This is a genomic window from Streptomyces sp. V4I8 (assembly GCF_041261225.1).
Taxonomy (GTDB): Bacteria; Actinomycetota; Actinomycetes; order Streptomycetales; family Streptomycetaceae; genus Streptomyces.
The window spans coordinates 2,577,055-2,594,147 of the sequence record NZ_JBGCCN010000001.1; the positions used below are offsets into that span (position 1 = coordinate 2,577,055).

Here is a 17,093-nt window from a genome sequence, read left to right on the forward strand (position 1 = left end):
GATGAGTGCGGTCATCATGGGATGCCCGGAAGGGCACCCCCTAAGTGACTGCACAGTAACCACCCGGTCGATCAGCCGACCGACCGGGTGGCCACCATCGAAGCCGATGGGCCGCCCGCGATCAGCCTGCGGCCTTCTTGCCTCGCGTCGCGCCGCCACGCCCACGAAGCGTGACGCCCGACTCGCTGAGCATCCGGTGTACGAAGCCATACGAGCGACCGGTTTCCTCGGCCAGCGCCCGAATGCTCGCACCGGAGTCGTACTTCTTCTTCAGGTCTGCCGCGAGCTTGTCGCGCGCGGCGCCGGTTACCCGGCTGCCCTTCTTCAGAGTCTCGGCCACCCGTGCCTCCTCATGGGAAGTGCGCTCTGGTCTCCTCATGATCACCCCTCCGGGCCTTCATGGCCACCCATTCGGCAAGGTCCGTGAGACAAGGTTTTGACGACAGGAGCACATCCCCACAAGGGGAATCCGGGATTCCGCAGAGAGTTGTCCGTACGGCCGAACGGGTTCTTTTACGAAGTCCCAGGTCAGAGTCGTACGGCGGCCGAACCCTTGGCGATAGGGGACTCGGCCGCGAAATCGATGTAGTACACACCTCGGTACGAGGAGATCTCACACAGATGATGGATCACCGATGGGCCGAATGATCCATACGCCGTTGATCACGCATTCGATCAAGCCAGGGCGACGAGATCCGCGTAGTCGGCGCCCCACAGGTCCTCCACGCCGTCCGGCAGCAGAATGATCCGCTCCGGCTGGAGCGCCTCCACGGCGCCCTCGTCGTGGGTGACGAGCACGACCGCGCCCTTGTAGGTCCGCAGCGCGCCGAGGATCTCCTCGCGGCTGGCCGGGTCGAGGTTGTTGGTGGGTTCGTCGAGGAGCAGGACGTTCGCCGACGACACCACGAGGGTGGCGAGGGCGAGGCGGGTCTTCTCGCCGCCGGAGAGGACGCCGGCGGGCTTGTCGACGTCGTCGCCGGAGAACAGGAACGAGCCGAGGACCTTGCGGACCTCGACGAGGTCCATGTCGGGGGCCGCGGAGCGCATGTTCTCCAGCACGGTGCGGTCGGCGTCCAGGGTCTCGTGCTCCTGGGCGTAGTAACCGACCTTCAGCCCGTGGCCGGGGATGACGGCGCCGGTGTCCGGCTGCTCGACGCCCGCGATGAGCCGGAGCAGGGTGGTCTTGCCGGCGCCGTTGAGCCCGAGGATGACGACCCTCGACCCCTTGTCGATGGCCAGGTCGACGTCGGTGAAGATCTCCAGGGAGCCGTACGACTTCGACAGGCCCTCGGCGGTCAGCGGGGTCCTGCCGCAGGGCGCGGGCTCCGGGAAGCGGAGCTTGGCGACCTTGTCGGACTGGCGGACCTCTTCGAGGCCGGACAGCAGGCGCTCGGCACGGCGGGCCATGTTCTGCGCGGCGACCGTCTTGGTGGCCTTGGCGCGCATCTTGTCGGCCTGGGCGTTGAGCGCGGCGGCCTTCTTCTCGGCGTTCTGCCGCTCGCGCTTGCGGCGCTTCTCGTCGGCCTCGCGCTGCTGCTGGTAGAGCTTCCAGCCCATGTTGTAGATGTCGATCTGGGCGCGGTTCGCGTCCAGGTAGAACACCTTGTTGACGACCGTCTCGACCAGGTCGACGTCGTGGGAGATCACGATGAAGCCGCCGCGGTAGGTCTTGAGGTAGTCGCGCAGCCAGACGATCGAGTCCGCGTCGAGGTGGTTGGTCGGCTCGTCGAGCAGCAGGGTGTCCGCGTCCGAGAACAGGATGCGGGCGAGCTCGATACGGCGGCGCTGACCGCCGGAGAGCGTGTGCAGGGGCTGGCCGAGCACGCGGTCGGGCAGGTTGAGCGCGGCGGCGATGGTGGCGGCCTCGGCCTCGGCGGAGTACCCGCCCTTGGTGAGGAACTCCGTCTCCTGGCGCTCGTACTGCCGCAGGGCCTTCTCGCGGGTCGCGCCGCTGCCGTTGGCGATGCGCTGTTCGTTCTCGCGCATCTTGCGGATCAGTACGTCCAGGCCGCGCGCGGAGAGGACGCGGTCACGGGCGAGCACGTCGAGGTCGCCGGTGCGGGGATCCTGCGGGAGGTAGCCGACCTCGCCGGAGCGGGTGATGGTGCCGCCGGCGGGGATGCCTTCGCCGGCCAGGCACTTGGTGAGGGTGGTCTTGCCGGCGCCGTTGCGGCCGACGAGGCCGATGCGGTCGCCCTTGGCGACGCGGAAGGTCGCGGACTCGATGAGGACGCGCGCACCGGCGCGCAGCTCGATACCGGAGGCGGAGATCACGGACAGACTCCAGGGCGGGGATAGGTGGCGGGATGGGCGGCTGAGGACGTTCCCGCCGTCTAATGCGCGAGGAGAATGGCCATGAGGCCAGTCTAACGGGGCCGTGCAAGCACTTTTTCTGGGTTCGGGTGTTCGAGCCGGGGCTTGCCGCGTTCTTCACGTACTTCGTTGCCGAGCGGGTTGCGGTGCGGGGTGATCCGCCCCAGGTCGTCCAGGGCGATGAGCTGGGCGGTCCAGGCGGCGTGGGGGCACGGCTGGGCGACGATGAGCGGTTTGCCGTGAGGTACGGCTGTCTTGCCGTGATGTACAGCACGTCGGGGCTCGAAGGCGCAGCCCTCACGGGCGGGCAGCACCCAGCGCAGGTCTCCGTCGGCGATGCGGTACGCGGCGATCCGGCGCGGTGTGACGACGGCGAGCATGCCGCGGCCGAGGGGGCGCAGGACGCCGCTGCCGCCGTGGGCCGGCAGCCAGTCGCCGGGGGCGGGCAGGGCCCGGTGCCAGCGGACGGTGCGGCCGTCGGTGGCGGTGACCAGGCCGTCGTCCCAGAGCGTGATGACGTCCCCGCGCGCGTGGAGCGAGGTGAGGGGGCGCCGGCCTTCGCGGCTGTAGCGCCAGTGCAGCGCGCCGGTGCGGGGGTCGTGGGCCCAGAGGGCGGTGCCGCGGGTGCGGAGCCGCGGGGCGGCGTGCGGCACGCGCGCGGGGGCGGTGAGGTGGTCGCCGTAGGGGGCTGGGCGCACGTGGTGGGCGACTGTCAGGAGCGGGATCGCGAGGAGGAGGGCGAGCACGGGCGCCGACAGCCGGGAGCAGATGGCCACCTCACCCCCTCGGAGCCCGTCTCGGAGCCTTTCGGCTCCCGCCCAGGAATCCGCTTCCGGGCGGATCCGGCGCAGAGCGTAGCCACGCCCGAGGCGGCCGTCGGGGCAGGGCACGAGGACACGGCGCACGGGTGCGGTCCTGTCCCCCGTTCGGCCCCCTGCCGCAGCCCGGCACGACCGGCCGTTGTCAGTGGTCGCTGCGAGACTGGGCATGGGGTGGGATTCCCGGCCGGTGGCGGCGATTGATCACACGGATCACGAGGGAGTGATCGACATGGCAGGCACGAGCAGTGGGCGTCCGAGCGTCTACCCCACGCTGCTCTACGCGGACGCGAAGGCGGCGATCAAGCAGCTCACGGAGGCCTTCGGGTTCACGGCGCTGGCGGTGTACGAGGGCGAGGACGGCTCGGTGGCCCACGCGGAGGTGGCGCAGGGCAACGGCGTGGTGATGCTCGGCTCCAAGGGCACCGGCAGCGCCTTCGACAAGGTGATGAAGGACGCGGGCACGACCGGGGTGTACGTCGTCGTGGAGGACGTCGACGCACACCACCGGCGGGCCGTGGAGCAGGGCGCGGAGATCGTGATGCCCCCGACGGACCAGGACTACGGCTCGCGGGACTACATGGCCCGGGACATCGAGGGCAATGTGTGGAGCTTCGGCACCTACACCCCCGAGATGAAGGGCTGAGCGCCGGCCGGCTCAGCTCCCCCCGGTGTGCACCTGGAAGGCGGCGCGGCGCACGGCCTTGGCGAGGGCGGGGTCGGGGTGCGCGGCGGCGAGCGCGACCAGGACCTGCACGGTGCGGGGATGACCGACGGCGCGCACCTCGTCCAGGAGCATCGGCACCGTCGGCTGCACCGCGGACTCCAGGTGCCGTACGAGCATCGGGGCCTCGCCGTGGTCGGCGACAGCGGCGGCGGTGTCGACCCACAGCCAGGTGGCCTCTTCCCGGGTGAGCGCCTCGTGCGCGTCCTCGGGGTCGATGCCGTCGTGCTCGGCGAGCCACAGCAGGGCGTACGGCCGCAGGGTGGGCTGGTCGGCGACGGCGCGTACGTCGGGCTCGGCGGGGGCGCCGACGACGCGCAGCGCCTCGAAGGCGAGGCCGCGCAGCAGGGCGTCCTCGCCCCGGGCGGCGGCGAGGAGTTCGGTGACGGCGCTGCCGACGGGGCGGGCGGCGAGCCAGGCGCGGTATTCGTCGCGGGCGGCGTTCGGGCGGAGCTGGGCGCAGCCGCGGAGCATGTCCTCGGCCGCCCGCTCGATGTTCCCGGCGGGGCTCTGGGCGGCGACGCAGATCTGCTCCAGCTTGACCCAGACCGCCCAGCTGCCGAGCGGGGTGAGGGTGGCCTGGCCGTCGCCGTAGGTGAGGGCGCCGACGGAGGCGAGGGCGTGCAGGGCCCAGTCGAGGAGCGGGGCGAGGGGCGTGTCCTCGGAGGGCGTCGCGTCGGGGAGTGCCTCCGGCTGCGGTCCGTAGGGGATCTCGCAGCGCTCGGTGCGCAGTTCGGTGACCCGCTGCTCCAGCAGGTCCAGGAGCTGCTCGACGGGGACGGGCCCGGCGGACAGCTGGAGGAAGGAGAGCACCTGGGGCAGGGCCGAGACGACGTCGGCCACGGCGCCGTGGGCGTGCTGCTCGGGTTCCGGGTGGGCGAGCGACCAGGCGTCGAAGAGGGCGACCCAGCCGCGCAGGACGGCGCTGTCGTCGCGGTCCCAGGCGCGCAGCCGCCAGCCGGGGCGGGCGCTGTCGCCGTGCACCTCGATGAGGCCGGCGAGCCGGGCGGTGTCCCAGTCGGCGCGGACCTGAGCGGGGGTCAGGCCCAGGTCCTGGGCCGCGCGTTCGGCGGTCGCGTCGGAGAGGGTGCCTTTGCCGTCGGGGCTCGCGCTGTCGCGGCCGGGGCGCAGCGCGGCGTCCGCCCAGTGGGCGACACGGGCCGCGGCGGCCAGACCTGAGCGAGCCATTCTGGCCAGCTCCGCCCGGGCCGGTGTGCCCTCCGGGGGGCGCGGTGCGGGGCGGCGTGGGCGCCGCTGGTTCACGGCTCTGGGGGCGGCGGCCAGGGGTCGCGGGCGGACGAGTCGAAGCCTGGAGTCGCGCGGGATACGGGACGTCACGGGTGCAGTCTTCCGGTTGACGGTCCGAAAACCCAAACGGAATGTCACGAGGGGCTACGGGGATGGCCAACGCACGGGGTCCTGCGGGCGACGAAGGGCGCATAACAGGCCAGTGGTACGGGGTTAAACGGAATCTGAGGGACCGGTATCGCCGAAGCGCCGGGGGCGCCGGGGGCGGCATCACATGAGCGGTGTCATGAAGCGGCGCAGGGACTCTTCGTAGGACTCGGGGTCGGCGTTCCACATGGCGGCGTGGGGGGCGCCCTCGACCGTGCGGAGGGCCACCAGGTTGGGGTGGGCGTCGGCGAGACGGCGGGAGTGGGCCCAGGGGGCCACCCGGTCGTCGGGGCCGTGGAAGATCAGGGTCGGCACCGTGAGCCGGCCGTGGGCGCCGTCGCCGGTGAGGCGGTCGGCGCTCATTCCGGCACGGCCCTGTGCCGCGCGGACGGCGAGCGGCAGCAGCGCGCTCGGTGTGTGGCGGGCCCGGGCGAGGGCGCGCAAGGTGGCTTCCCAGTCGAGGACCGGGGAGTCCAGGACGAGGCCCGAGACCCGGTCACGGAGACCGGAGCGCGCGGCGGCGCGCAGGGCCATCGTGGCGCCGGTGGACCAGCCGAGCAGGACGAGTTGCTTGGCGCCGTACCGCACGGCGTAGCGCATCGCCGCGTCCAGGTCGCGCCACTCGGTCTCGCCGAGGTGGTTCAGGCCGTCCGGCGAGCGGGGTGCGCCGAGGTCGCCGCGGTAGGCGAGGGCGAGGACCGGGAAGTGGCGGCCGCTGAGGAACTCCATGACGTTCATGGCCTGTTCGCGGGTGGTGCCGAGACCGTGCACCGCGATGACCCAGGTGTCCCGGGCGCCGGGGACGAACCACGCGGGCAGGGAGCCGAGTTCGCCCGGGATGTCGATGTCGGCGTGGTCGAGGCCGAGGGCGGCGCTCGGGTTGCCGACGTGGACGTTCGGGGTGAGCCAGACGCTGTCGCCGGGCTGGAGGTCGCCGTGGGTGACGCGTTCCAGGCGGCGTACGACGGTGTCGGCGGAGTGCTTCGCCGCGGCGAGGACGGGGCCGACGACCGCGTGCGAGCCGTCTCCGGAGAGGCCGTAGGTGCCCGGCCGCAGGGAGGCGAGGTCGCGGGTGAGGGCGATCTGGCCGGCGGCCGTGGCATGGACGGTGAGCCGGGGCTCAGTGGGCAGGGGGCGGCCGGCGGGCGCCGTCAGCGCGGCGCCACTGGCGAACCGCCCGGCGGCGACGCTCGCGGCGCCGGCGGCCAGAGCCACGGTGACGGCAGCGGCCGTCGCTTTGACTGTGCGCACCCGTCCAGTGTCCGGGCGGACGGGGGACGGGGCCAGTGGGAGTGACTCCGTCGGCTGAACCGAGGCACCGGGCACCGCGGATTTCCCGGCACCGGCCGCACCGCGGGCCCGCTGGTGGCCGCCCCTCCATCCCCCCTCTTCGGCCCTGAACGGCCTCGTCCTCGAACGCCGGACAGGCTGGAGTACCTAGACCCGCTGCCCGTACCCCCGCAACCGCTCCCCCGCCTCCGCCACCTGCCCCTTCGACAGCAGGGCCGGGGACAGTCCGGGCACCGAGGACGCGGTGAGCCACAGGCGGGACATCCACTCCAGTTGGGCCGTGCGGTCGTAGGCCTGGTCCAGGGTCGTGCCGTAGGCGATCGTGCCGTGGTTCTGGAGGAGGCAGGCGGTGCGGTCGGTGAGGGCCCGGAGCATGTTCTCGGCCAACTCCTCCGTGCCGTACGTCGCATACGGGGCAACCCGGACGGGGCCGCCGAGGGCGCCTGCCATGTAGTGGATCAACGGGAGCTCGGGCACCAGGGTGGAGACGGCCGTGGCGTGGACCGCGTGGGTGTGGACGACGGCCCCGGCGTCGGTGGCGCGGTAGACGGCGAGGTGCATGGGCAGCTCACTGGTCGGCACCAGCGCGCCCAGTACCTGCCCGCCGTCCAGGTCGACCCCGGTCACATCGTCCGGCGTCAGCCTGTCGTACGGCACTCCCGACGGCGTGACCAGCACCGTGTCGCCGACGCGCACCGAGACGTTCCCGGACGTGCCGACGACGAGGCCGTCGGACACGGTCCGGCGAGCCGTCACCACGAGGGCCTCCCAGGCCTCCGCCTCCTCGGGGCGCGCACTCCTGCCCCACGACTCCCTCACTTCCTGTGCGCCCTCCCGCGCATCCCGCGCGTCCCGCTGGTCCCGCTGCTCCTCAGCCATGCGGCGATCCTGCCAGGCCGGACGGCGGCAGGGCCTCAAGTCGCCGCCGGACCGGGGCACTTTAGGGCGGAAGGCCGACGTCCGGAAGGGTGCATACATGGACAGATCACCCCTCCCCTCCTGCTTGGCCTGAGATCGATCAGCTTTCAACGGTCTTCCAGTAATCTCTGGGGGATTTGTCGTGCACGCAGCCATTCCGGGGGGAAATATGGCCCGTGATCACAAACCGTCCCGTCACCGCTCCCGCCTCATAGCGGCATCAGTGGCGGCGCTCACCCTTGGGGGAACCGCGCTGGTCGAGCTGCCGGCCGCGGCAGCCGGCAAGCCCAAGGGCCATGACGTCTCGTCCCACCAGAAGAACGTCGACTGGCAGAGCGCCAAGGGGAAGGGCGCCAAGTTCGTCTACGTCAAGGCGACCGAGTCCCACACCTACCGCAACCCGTACTTCGGCCAGCAGTACAACGGCTCCCGAAACGCGGGGCTGATCCGCGGCGCGTACCACTTCGCACTGCCGAACAGGTCGTCGGGCCAGACGCAGGCGGCACACTTCGTACGCAACGGCGGAAGCTGGCGGTCGGACGGCTGGACGCTGCCGCCCGCGCTCGACATCGAGTACAACCCGTACAGCAAGCACAAGTGCTACGGGCTGAGCAAGGCGAAGATGGTCAGCTGGATCCAGTCCTTCAGCAACGAGGTGAAGCGGCTCACCGGGCGCCGCCCGGTGATCTACACCACCACCCACTGGTGGAACACCTGCACCGGCGCCAGCCGCGCCTTCGCCTCGAATCACGCACTGTGGATAGCGCGATACGACTCGGCGACCGCGGGGTCCCTGCCGGCCGGATGGCAGTTCTGGACCATCTGGCAGTACGACAACGGCAGCGGCAGCCTGCCGGGTGACCAGAATCTCTTCAACGGGTCCATGACCCAGCTGAGGAAGTTCGCCCGGGGCCACTGAGCCTTGCGGCGCCTGGGCCGCGCGTTGACCGATGAGGTCGCCGGAGCGGGAACCTCCGCTTCCGGCAGAACAACCCCGCCCACCGGACACCGTGCGGCCCGCCCCAGTTCATCTTCCGTTCACTCAGGTTACCTACGTTCATCCAGCCAATGACCTCGAACGATTGCCTGGGTAAATGGAAAACTTCTCGCTGATCCTCGCGATTGTGGTGGTAACCGCACTCGCGTTCGATTTCACGAACGGTTTCCACGACACCGCCAACGCGATGGCCACCACCATCTCGACCGGTGCACTCAAGCCCAAGGTCGCGGTGGCCATGTCCGCCGCGCTGAACCTTGTGGGCGCCTTCCTCTCGGTGGAGGTCGCCAACACGATCTCCAAGGGTCTCGTCGACGAGACCGGCATCCGTCCCGAGGTCATCTTCGCCGCGTTGGTCGGCGCGATCCTCTGGAATCTGCTGACCTGGCTGGTGGGCCTGCCCTCCAGCTCCTCGCACGCCCTGATGGGCGGCCTGATCGGTGCCACCATCGCCTCGGCCGGCGTCGGCGCGGTCCACGGCGACGCGCTCGTCACCAAGGTGCTGATCCCGGCGATCGCCGCCCCGCTGGTCGCGGGCATCGCCGCGCTGCTCGCCACCCGCCTGACCTACACCCTCGGCAGGAAGGCCGACGGCGAGGCCAGCAAGAAGGGTTACCGCGCCGGCCAGATAGCTTCCGCCGGTCTGGTCTCCCTCGCCCATGGCACCAATGACGCGCAGAAGACGATGGGCATCATCACCCTCGCCCTGGTCGCCGGGGGCACCCTCGCCCCCGACTCCGACCCGCCCATGTGGGTCATCCTCTCCGCGGGCCTGGCCATCGCGCTCGGCACCTACCTCGGCGGCTGGCGCATCATCCGCACCATGGGCAAGGGCCTGACCGACCTCCAGCCGCAGCAGGGCTTCGCCGCCCAGACCAGCGCGGCCACCGTCATCCTGGCCTCCTCCCACCTCGGCTTCTCCCTCTCCACCACGCACTCCGTCTCCGGCTCGGTGATGGGCGCGGGCCTCGGCCGCAAGGGCGGCGTCGTCCGCTGGTCGACGGCCACCCGGATGTTCGTCGCCTGGGGCCTGACCCTCCCGGCCGCCGCCCTGGTCGGCGCGCTCGCGGAGTACGTCACGGGCTTCGGTACCTGGGGTACGGCCGTCGTCGCGGTCTTCCTGGTCGGCTCCAGCGCCGCGATCTGGAAGCTCTCCCGCCGTGAGGTCATCGACCACACCAACGTCAACGAGACCGAGGAGCCGCCCGGCGTGGTGACCACGGCCATGGCCGCCGTGACCCCGCCCCCGGCGGGCACGGCGACCGAGGACCTCTCGGCCACCATCCCGGCCCCGGCCTCCGAGCCGACGCCGTCGCAGGCCTCGGTCTGACCCCCACCCGGTTACTCCTCCCCGGTACTCAAGGAAGAAGAAGCATGAAGATCGACTGGGCGGCTCTCGGCTCCGTGTTCGGCGTCAGCCTCGTGGTCACCGTGGCCCTCGTGGGCCTGTTCACCCTCGGCATCTCGGGCCTGTCCCGCCGCGAACGGGCCGTGGCCCAGGGCGACTCGGCCGCGCTCGCGGTCACGGGTGCCTACGCGTGCTTCGCGGCCTGCGCGGCGGCCGTGGGATACGGGATCTACCTGATCGTGGCCTGACCCACGACACACACGAACATCTGAGGTGCGGGACGGATCGCCGTCCCGCACCTCACGCCTGTGTGGGCCTTCGCACACTCTCCCGCCGCAGGTCAACAGCGAGTTGACGGCCCTTCCAACCCCGTGGTGGACTGCCGGAGCCATCTACGGCGGCAGGAGAGGAAGCCGGTGCGAATCCGGCGCGGTCCCGCCACTGTCACCGGGGTAGAAAGCCCCGGGAGCCAGGAACTCTCACCGCCGGTCTCGTCGAACCAGGGCGTGGACACCCTGAGTGAGGACATATCGCCATGCTCGGCTGCCGTTCGAGTCGCCCCACCAGTGCCCTGTCCGTGACAGCGGTCGGCTGAGTCCGTGCGTGCCGATCGCGTCTTCGCGTACGGCGCCGCCGCCGGACTTCTCGGTGATCTGCTGCTCGGCGACCCTCGCCGGGGGCATCCGGTCGCCGCGTTCGGACGGGCCGCCTGCGCCGTGGAGAGAGTGTTGTGGCGCGACGACCGCGCGCGGGGTGCGGTGCACACCGCCGTGTGCGCCGGTGGCGCCGTGGCGCTGGGTGCCGTCGCCGCCCGTGTCGTCCGTACGTCCCCTGCCGCCTCCGTCGCGCTGACCGGTGCCGCCACCTGGGCGGTGGTCGGGGGGACTTCGCTGGCCCGGGAGGCCCAGGCCATCGGGCGGGCCCTGGCGGCGGGGGACGTCGACGGGGCGCGGGCGCGGCTGCCGCATCTGTGCGGGCGGGACCCGCAGGCGCTGGACGCGGACGGGATCGCGCGGGCGGTCGTGGAGTCCGTCGCCGAGAACACCTCCGACGCGGTGGTGGGGGCGCTGGTGTGGGGTGCGGTGGGGGGCGTTCCGGGGCTGCTCGGGTTCCGTGCCGTGAACACGCTCGACGCCATGGTGGGGCACAAGTCGCCCAAGTACCGGCGGTACGGGTGGGCTTCGGCGCGGCTGGACGACGTGGCGGGGTGGCCGGGGGCCCGGCTGACCGCCGTACTCGCCGCCGTCGCCGGAAGCGACCTGCGGGGGGCCGTACGGGCCTGGCGCGCCGATGCCGGCAAGCACCCGAGCCCCAACGCCGGGCCTGTCGAGGCCTCGTTCGCGGGGGCCCTCGGGGTGCGGCTGGGCGGGACGCTGTCGTACGGCGGGCGGGTCGAGCATCGGCCGGTGCTCAACGGGGCCGCCGGACGCGCGGTTCAGGTCACGGACATCGAACGTGCCGTACGTCTGTCGCGGCGCGTGAGCTGGCTCGCGCTGGGCGTGTGCGCCGGCGCGCGGTTCCTCACCAGCGACCGCCTCAAGAGAGGACGTACGTCATGAGTGGCGGACTTGGCGGTGGGCTCCTTGTCGCCGGCACCACCTCCGACGCCGGCAAGAGCGTCGTCACCGCGGGGATCTGCCGGTGGCTGGTGCGGCAGGGGGTCAAGGTCGCGCCCTTCAAGGCGCAGAACATGTCGCTCAACTCGTTCGTGACGCGCGAGGGCGCCGAGATCGGGCGGGCGCAGGCCATGCAGGCGCAGGCGTGCCGCGTGGAGCCGACCGCGCAGATGAATCCCGTGCTGCTCAAGCCCGGTGGCGAGCGGAGCAGTCAGGTCGTCCTGCTGGGGAAGCCCGTCGGTGAGCTCAGCGCACGCGGGTACCACGGGGGACGGCAGCAGGCGCTGCTCGGGACGGTGCTCGACTGTCTCGCCGAACTGCGGGGCACGTATGACGCGGTGATCTGTGAGGGGGCCGGCTCTCCGGCCGAGATCAATCTGCGGCGGACCGACATCGTCAACATGGGCATCGCACGCAGTGCGCGGCTGCCCGTGCTGGTCGTGGGCGACATCGACCGCGGGGGCGTCTTCGCCTCCTTCTTCGGGACCGTGGCGCTTCTCTCCCCCGAGGACCAGGAGCTCGTCGCCGGGTTCCTCGTCAACAAGTTCCGGGGCGATGTGTCGCTGCTCGAACCCGGGCTCGACATGCTGCACGACCTCACCGGCCGGCACACCTACGGCGTGCTGCCGTTCCGGCACGGGCTCGGCATCGACGAGGAGGACGGGCTGCGGGTCTCGCTGCGGGGCACGGTCCGGGAGTCCGTCGTGGCGCCGCCCGTCGGCGAGGACGTGCTGCGGATCGCGGTCTGTGCCGTCCCGCTGATGTCCAACTTCACCGACGTGGACGCGCTGGCCGCCGAGCCGGGTGTCGTCGTGCGGTTCGTGGACCGGCCGGAGGAGCTGGCCGACGCGGATCTGGTGGTCCTCCCCGGCACCCGGGGAACCGTGCGCGCGCTGGAGTGGCTGCGGGAGCGGGGACTCGCGGAAGCCATCGAGCGGAGGGCCGCCGAGGGGCGGCCGATCCTCGGGATCTGCGGTGGCTTCCAGGTGCTCGGCGAGCACATCGAGGACGAGGTCGAGAGCCGCGAGGGGCATGTCGACGGACTCGGGATCCTGCCCGTGCGGGTGCGGTTCGCCCACGAGAAGACCCTCACCCGGCCCGTCGGCGAGGCCCTCGGGGAGCGGGTCGAGGGGTACGAGATCCATCACGGGGTCGCCACTGTCAGCGGCGGCGAGGCCTTTTTGGACGGCTGCCGGGTCGGCCAGACCTGGGGCACCCACTGGCACGGCTCGCTGGAGTCGGACGGCTTCCGGCGGGCCTTTCTGCGCGAGGTGGCGGCCGCCGCGGGCCGGCGCTTCGTCCCGGCCCCCGACACGTCGTTCGCCGCGCTGCGCGAGGAGCAGCTCGACCGGCTCGGCGACCTGATCGAACAGCACGCGGACACGGACGCGCTCTGGCGGCTCATCGAGTCGGGCGCGCCGCAAGGACTGCCCTTCATTCCACCGGGAGCGCCCGCATGAGCACACCCTTCCCCTTCACGGCCGTTGTCGGCCAGGACGACCTGCGCCTCGCGCTGCTGCTGAACGCCGTGTCACCGGCGGTCGGCGGTGTGCTGGTGCGCGGCGAGAAGGGCACCGCCAAGTCGACGGCGGTACGGGCGCTTTCGGCGCTGCTGCCGGAGGTCCCGGTCGTCCCCGGGTGCCGTTTCTCGTGCGACCCCGCGCGGCCGGACCCCGGGTGCCCGGACGGGCCGCACGAGCCGGGGGCCGGGGCCGAGCGGCCCGCCCGTATGGTCGAGCTGCCCGTCGGCGCCTCCGAGGACCGGCTGGTGGGCGCGCTGGACATCGAGCGGGCGCTGTCGGAGGGCGTGAAGTCCTTCGAGCCCGGCCTGCTCGCGGACGCGCACCGCGGGATCCTCTACGTCGACGAGGTCAACCTCCTCCACGACCACCTGGTCGACCTGCTCCTCGACGCGGCCGCGATGGGCGCGTCGTACGTCGAGCGGGAGGGTGTCTCCGTACGGCACGCCTCGAAGTTCCTCCTCGTCGGCACCATGAACCCCGAAGAGGGCGAGCTGCGGCCGCAGTTGCTCGACCGGTTCGGGCTGACCGTCGAGGTCGCGGCCTCGCGGGAACCCGACCAGCGGGTGGAGGTCGTACGACGGCGTCTCGCCTACGACGACGACCCGGCCGGCTTCGCCGCGCGCTGGGCGGACGACGAGGCCGACCTACGTCAACGCATCGTGGCCGCGCGGGAGTTGCTGCCGTCGGTGCGGCTCGGTGACGGGGCGCTGCGGCAGATCGCGGCGACCTGCGCCGCCTTCGAGGTGGACGGCATGCGGGCCGACATCGTGATGGCACGTACGGCGACCGCGCTGGCCGCGTGGGCCGGGCGGACCGATGTGCTCGCCGAGGACGTCCGGCAGGCGGCTCTGCTCGCGCTGCCGCACCGCAGGCGGCGTAATCCCTTCGATGCTCCCGGACTCGACGAGGACAAACTCGACGAGACGCTGGAGGAGTTCGCCGGCGACGAGAACCAGAACGAGAGCGAGAGCGACGAGGATCCCGATCCGGACGGGCCCGGCGGGGGTGGCGGGCAGCCGCCTTCCGAGCCGGACGGACCGGACGGACCGGACGGATCGCGGGGCGGTGACACGGGTGCTCAGCCCGAGGCCGAGGAGAGCGGGCGGCCGCAGGCCCCCGGTGCCGGGGAGCAGCAGCCCGTGCGGGCCTCGGAACCCTTCCGGACCAAGGTGCTCAGCGTGCCCGGTCTCGGCGAGGGTGCCGCGGGGCGGCGTTCGCGGGCACGGACCGAGCACGGGCGGACGACCGGGGCACGACGGCCCCGAGGGGCGCTGACCAAGCTGCACCTGGCGGCGACCGTGCACGCGGCGGCGCCGCATCAGCGGACGCGGGGGCGGTCGGGGCCGGGACTGGTCGTGCGGCGGGACGATCTGCGGCAGGCGACCCGGGAAGGGCGCGAGGGGAACCTCGTGCTGTTCGTGGTCGACGCCTCGGGGTCGATGGCGGCACGGCAGCGGATGAGTGCCGTGAAGGGGGCGGTGCTGTCGCTGCTGCTGGACGCCTATCAGCGGCGGGACAAGGTGGGTCTGGTGACGTTCCGGGGGTCGGCCGCGGAGGTTGCCCTGCCGCCGACCTCGTCGGTGGACGCGGCTGCGGTACGGCTGGAGTCGCTGCCGACCGGGGGGCGTACGCCGCTCGCGGCGGGCCTGCTGAAGGCGCACGAGGTGCTTCGGGTGGAGCGACTGCGCGACCCGGCACGGCGGGCGCTGGTCGTCGTGGTGACCGACGGCCGTGCCACAGATGGAGGGGCGGCGCGAAGCGCCTCCGGCCGGGGTGACGGTCGGGCGGCGGGTGGGACGGAGCCGGTCGCCCTCGCCGGGCGGGCCGCGCGGCTGTTCGCCGCCGAGGGCGTCGCCTCCGTGGTCGTCGACTGCGAGTCCGGGCATGTCCGGCTGGGGCTCGCCGGGCAGCTCGCGGGTGAGCTGGGTGCTACCGCGGTCACGTTGGACGAGCTGCGGGCGGACTCGATCGCCGGTCTTGTCAGGGATGTTCAGGGTGGATCTCAGGGTGGATCGAAGAGGAGGGCCGCGTAATGCCGCAGGGGCAGCCGAGTGTGGTGCCGGACGACGGGCTGACGACTCGTCAGCGTCGTAATAGGCCGCTGGTGATGGTGCATACGGGGGTGGGCAAGGGCAAGTCCACCGCCGCCTTCGGGATGGCGCTGCGCGCCTGGAACCAGGGGTGGCCGATCGGGGTGTTCCAGTTCGTCAAGTCGGCCAAGTGGAAGGTCGGCGAGGAGAACGCGCTGCGGGTGCTGGGCGCCAGCGGCGAGGGCGGCACCGTCGACTGGCACAAGATGGGCGAGGGCTGGTCGTGGGTGCAGCGGGACGACCAGATGGACAACGAGGAAAAGGCCCGGGAGGGCTGGGAGCAGGTCAAGCGGGACCTGGCCGCCGAGTCCTACAAGCTCTACGTCCTCGACGAGTTCGCCTACCCGCTGCACTGGGGGTGGGTCGACGTCGACGAGGTGCTCGACGTGCTGCGCGACCGGCCCGGGACCCAGCATGTCGTCATCACCGGGCGGAACGCGCCCGACAAGCTTCTCGACTTCGCCGACCTCGTGACCGACATGTCCAAGGTCAAGCACCCCATGGACGCCGGGCAGAAGGGGCAGAGAGGTATCGAGTGGTGATGTCCTCGTCCGCCTCCGTCCCCCGGCTGGTCATCGCCGCGCCGTCGTCCGGCAGCGGCAAGACCACCGTCGCCACGGGGTTGATGGCCGCGCTCGCCGCGCGGGGGCTCGCCGTGTCCCCGCACAAGGTCGGGCCGGACTACATCGACCCCGGGTATCACGCGCTCGCCACCGGGCGGGTGGGGCGGAACCTCGACGCGTACCTGTGCGGGCCCGATCTGGTCGGGCCATTGTTCCTGCACGGGGCGCGGGGCTGCGACATCGCGGTCGTCGAGGGGGTCATGGGGATGTTCGACGGGGCCGCCGGGCAGGGGGAGCTGGCGTCCACCGCGCATGTGGCGAAGCTGCTCCGGGCGCCGGTGGTGCTAGTCGTCGACGCGTCGTCGCAGTCGCGGTCGGTGGCGGCGCTGGTGCACGGGTTCGTGTCCTGGGATCCGGAGGTGCGGGTCGGGGGCGTGATCCTGAACAAGGTCGCTTCCGATCGGCACGAGGAGTTGTTGCGGGAGGGGCTGGAGTCGGCCGGGGTGCCGGTGCTGGGGGTGCTGCGGCGGACGGCTCGGGTGGATACGCCGTCGCGGCATCTGGGGCTGGTGCCGGTGGCCGAGCGGCAGGCCGCTGCGGTGGATGCGGTGGGGGCGATGGCCGCGCAGGTGCGGGACGGGTGTGATCTGGAGGCGCTGGTTTCGCTGGCGCGTAGTGCGGGGGCGTTGTCCTGTGCGGCTTGGGATGCGGCTGAGGTCCTGGGTTCTCCGCCCCCGCCGCCCCTTCCCGTCCCGAGCCCGGGGGCTGCGCCCCCAGACCCCCGCTTTCGGCCCGGAGGGCCTCGTGCTCAAACGCCGGACGGGCTGAAAGAAGAACCCGACGGGCCTCGTCGGACTGCGGACGAGCTGAAAGACGCAGTGGTCGCCGTTGCCGGTGGGGCCGCCTTCACCTTCTCCTACGCCGAGCACAGCGAGCTTCTCACCGCCGCCGGTGCCGTCGTCGTTCCCTTCGATCCGTTGCGGGACGAGCAACTGCCGGAGGGGGCACGTGGGTTGGTGATCGGAGGTGGGTTTCCCGAGGTGTATGCCGCCGAGCTGTCCGCCAATGAGCCGTTGCGGAAGGCCGTCGGGGAGTTCGCGCTGAGCGGGGCTCCGGTCGCCGCCGAGTGTGCGGGGCTGCTGTATCTGTGCCGGGAACTCGACGGGCAGCCGATGTGCGGGGTCCTCGATGCCGGGGCTCGTATGTCGGAGCGGCTGACGCTCGGTTACCGGGACGCGGTGGCCGTGAGTGACAGTGCGCTCGCGGTGGCCGGGACGCGGATGCGGGGGCACGAGTTCCATCGGACCGTGGTGGAGCCCGGGGCGGGGGAGCTGCCCGCCTGGGGGATGCGGGTGCCGCAGAAGCGGGTCGAGGGGTTCGTGCGGCGAGGGGTGCACGCGAGCTATCTGCACACGCACTGGGCCGCCGAGCCCGCTGTCGCCCGCCGGTTCGTGGAGAGGTGCCGTACAGCAGACGGAGTCGCCCCGTGAGACCGGAC

Annotated in this window: 15 protein-coding genes and 1 riboswitch; of the genes, 9 read left to right on the forward strand and 6 right to left on the reverse strand. The window is 72.1% G+C overall.

The features are described from left to right. Positions 1-121: 121 nt before the first annotated feature. The 3 genes from ABIE67_RS11705 to ABIE67_RS11715 form a co-directional block, all read right to left on the reverse strand. Positions 122-340, reverse strand: coding sequence for a helix-turn-helix domain-containing protein (locus ABIE67_RS11705; protein WP_019758351.1), 219 nt, complete (start codon positions 338-340; stop codon positions 122-124). 335 nt (positions 341-675) lie between these two features. Further along, entirely contained in the window at positions 676-2,274 is a 1,599-nt protein-coding gene (locus tag ABIE67_RS11710) for an ABC-F family ATP-binding cassette domain-containing protein (protein ID WP_370256384.1), read from the reverse strand. A 92-nt stretch (positions 2,275-2,366) separates the two neighbouring features. After that, entirely contained in the window at positions 2,367-3,089 is a 723-nt protein-coding gene (locus ABIE67_RS11715) for a hypothetical protein (protein ID WP_370256385.1), read from the reverse strand. Between the two features lie 274 nt (positions 3,090-3,363). Here ABIE67_RS11715 and ABIE67_RS11720 point away from each other — a divergent pair, with 274 nt between their 5' ends. After that, the gene (locus tag ABIE67_RS11720; RefSeq protein WP_370256386.1) at positions 3,364-3,777 is read left to right on the forward strand and encodes a VOC family protein; all 414 of its coding nucleotides are present in this window, start codon (positions 3,364-3,366) and stop codon (positions 3,775-3,777) included. 12 nt (positions 3,778-3,789) lie between these two features. On the opposite strand, the gene ABIE67_RS11725 is transcribed toward ABIE67_RS11720, so the two are convergent. The 3 genes from ABIE67_RS11725 to ABIE67_RS11735 all read right to left on the reverse strand — a co-directional run bounded on the left by ABIE67_RS11725 (position 3,790) and on the right by ABIE67_RS11735 (position 7,419). Continuing rightward, entirely contained in the window at positions 3,790-5,193 is a 1,404-nt protein-coding gene (locus tag ABIE67_RS11725) for a hypothetical protein (RefSeq protein WP_370256387.1), read from the reverse strand. Positions 5,194-5,373: 180 nt separating this feature from the next. Beyond that, a complete protein-coding gene (locus ABIE67_RS11730; protein ID WP_370256388.1) occupies positions 5,374-6,501 on the reverse strand; it encodes an alpha/beta hydrolase in 1,128 nt (375 codons plus the stop codon). A 186-nt stretch (positions 6,502-6,687) separates the two neighbouring features. Then, on the reverse strand, positions 6,688-7,419 hold the full coding sequence (locus tag ABIE67_RS11735; RefSeq protein ID WP_370256389.1) for a class II aldolase/adducin family protein: 732 nt from the start codon (positions 7,417-7,419) through the stop codon (positions 6,688-6,690). A gap of 208 nt (positions 7,420-7,627) precedes the next feature. Here ABIE67_RS11735 and ABIE67_RS11740 point away from each other — a divergent pair, with 208 nt between their 5' ends. From ABIE67_RS11740 to ABIE67_RS11775, 8 genes are all read left to right on the forward strand, one after another. Then, the gene (locus ABIE67_RS11740; protein ID WP_370256390.1) at positions 7,628-8,377 is read left to right on the forward strand and encodes a lysozyme; all 750 of its coding nucleotides are present in this window, start codon (positions 7,628-7,630) and stop codon (positions 8,375-8,377) included. Between the two features lie 175 nt (positions 8,378-8,552). Next, a complete protein-coding gene (locus ABIE67_RS11745) occupies positions 8,553-9,785 on the forward strand; it encodes an anion permease (RefSeq protein ID WP_370256391.1) in 1,233 nt (410 codons plus the stop codon). Between the two features lie 44 nt (positions 9,786-9,829). Continuing rightward, the gene (locus ABIE67_RS11750) at positions 9,830-10,051 is read left to right on the forward strand and encodes a hypothetical protein (RefSeq protein ID WP_030051597.1); all 222 of its coding nucleotides are present in this window, start codon (positions 9,830-9,832) and stop codon (positions 10,049-10,051) included. A gap of 109 nt (positions 10,052-10,160) precedes the next feature. Then, positions 10,161-10,303, forward strand: a riboswitch (cobalamin riboswitch). 99 nt (positions 10,304-10,402) lie between these two features. Next, positions 10,403-11,362: a cobalamin biosynthesis protein gene (locus tag ABIE67_RS11755; RefSeq protein ID WP_370256392.1), complete on the forward strand. Its 960-nt coding sequence runs from the start codon at positions 10,403-10,405 to the stop codon at positions 11,360-11,362. Further along, positions 11,359-12,879, forward strand: a complete 1,521-nt coding sequence (locus tag ABIE67_RS11760) for a cobyric acid synthase (protein WP_370256393.1) — start codon at positions 11,359-11,361, stop codon at positions 12,877-12,879. The genes ABIE67_RS11755 and ABIE67_RS11760 overlap by 4 nt, the downstream gene beginning before the upstream one ends. Next, on the forward strand, positions 12,876-14,975 hold the full coding sequence (locus ABIE67_RS11765) for a putative cobaltochelatase (protein ID WP_370256394.1): 2,100 nt from the start codon (positions 12,876-12,878) through the stop codon (positions 14,973-14,975). The genes ABIE67_RS11760 and ABIE67_RS11765 overlap by 4 nt, the downstream gene beginning before the upstream one ends. Further along, positions 14,975-15,574 carry a cob(I)yrinic acid a,c-diamide adenosyltransferase gene (gene cobO / locus ABIE67_RS11770; RefSeq protein WP_370256395.1) on the forward strand — a complete coding sequence of 200 codons (600 nt, stop codon included), beginning with the start codon at positions 14,975-14,977 and terminating at the stop codon, positions 15,572-15,574. The genes ABIE67_RS11765 and cobO overlap by 1 nt, the downstream gene beginning before the upstream one ends. Then, positions 15,574-17,085 (forward strand): cobyrinate a,c-diamide synthase, encoded by a 1,512-nt coding sequence (locus tag ABIE67_RS11775; RefSeq protein ID WP_370256396.1) that lies wholly within the window; start codon positions 15,574-15,576, stop codon positions 17,083-17,085. The genes cobO and ABIE67_RS11775 overlap by 1 nt, the downstream gene beginning before the upstream one ends. Positions 17,086-17,093 lie beyond the last annotated feature (8 nt).

What these genes read in the sequence shown, in the direction of transcription:
- ABIE67_RS11765 (WP_370256394.1), top strand. Translation starts at nt 12,876, where the DNA reads ATGAGCACACCCTTCCCCTTCACGGCCGTTGTCGGCCAGGACGACCTG.
- ABIE67_RS11775 (WP_370256396.1), top strand. Translation starts at nt 15,574, where the DNA reads ATGTCCTCGTCCGCCTCCGTCCCCCGGCTGGTCATCGCCGCGCCGTCG.
- ABIE67_RS11745 (WP_370256391.1), top strand. Translation starts at nt 8,553, where the DNA reads ATGGAAAACTTCTCGCTGATCCTCGCGATTGTGGTGGTAACCGCACTC.
- ABIE67_RS11720 (WP_370256386.1), top strand. Translation starts at nt 3,364, where the DNA reads ATGGCAGGCACGAGCAGTGGGCGTCCGAGCGTCTACCCCACGCTGCTC.
- ABIE67_RS11750 (WP_030051597.1), top strand. Translation starts at nt 9,830, where the DNA reads ATGAAGATCGACTGGGCGGCTCTCGGCTCCGTGTTCGGCGTCAGCCTC.
- ABIE67_RS11740 (WP_370256390.1), top strand. Translation starts at nt 7,628, where the DNA reads ATGGCCCGTGATCACAAACCGTCCCGTCACCGCTCCCGCCTCATAGCG.
- ABIE67_RS11760 (WP_370256393.1), top strand. Translation starts at nt 11,359, where the DNA reads ATGAGTGGCGGACTTGGCGGTGGGCTCCTTGTCGCCGGCACCACCTCC.
- cobO (WP_370256395.1), top strand. Translation starts at nt 14,975, where the DNA reads ATGCCGCAGGGGCAGCCGAGTGTGGTGCCGGACGACGGGCTGACGACT.
- ABIE67_RS11735 (WP_370256389.1), bottom strand. Translation starts at nt 7,419, where the DNA reads ATGGCTGAGGAGCAGCGGGACCAGCGGGACGCGCGGGATGCGCGGGAG.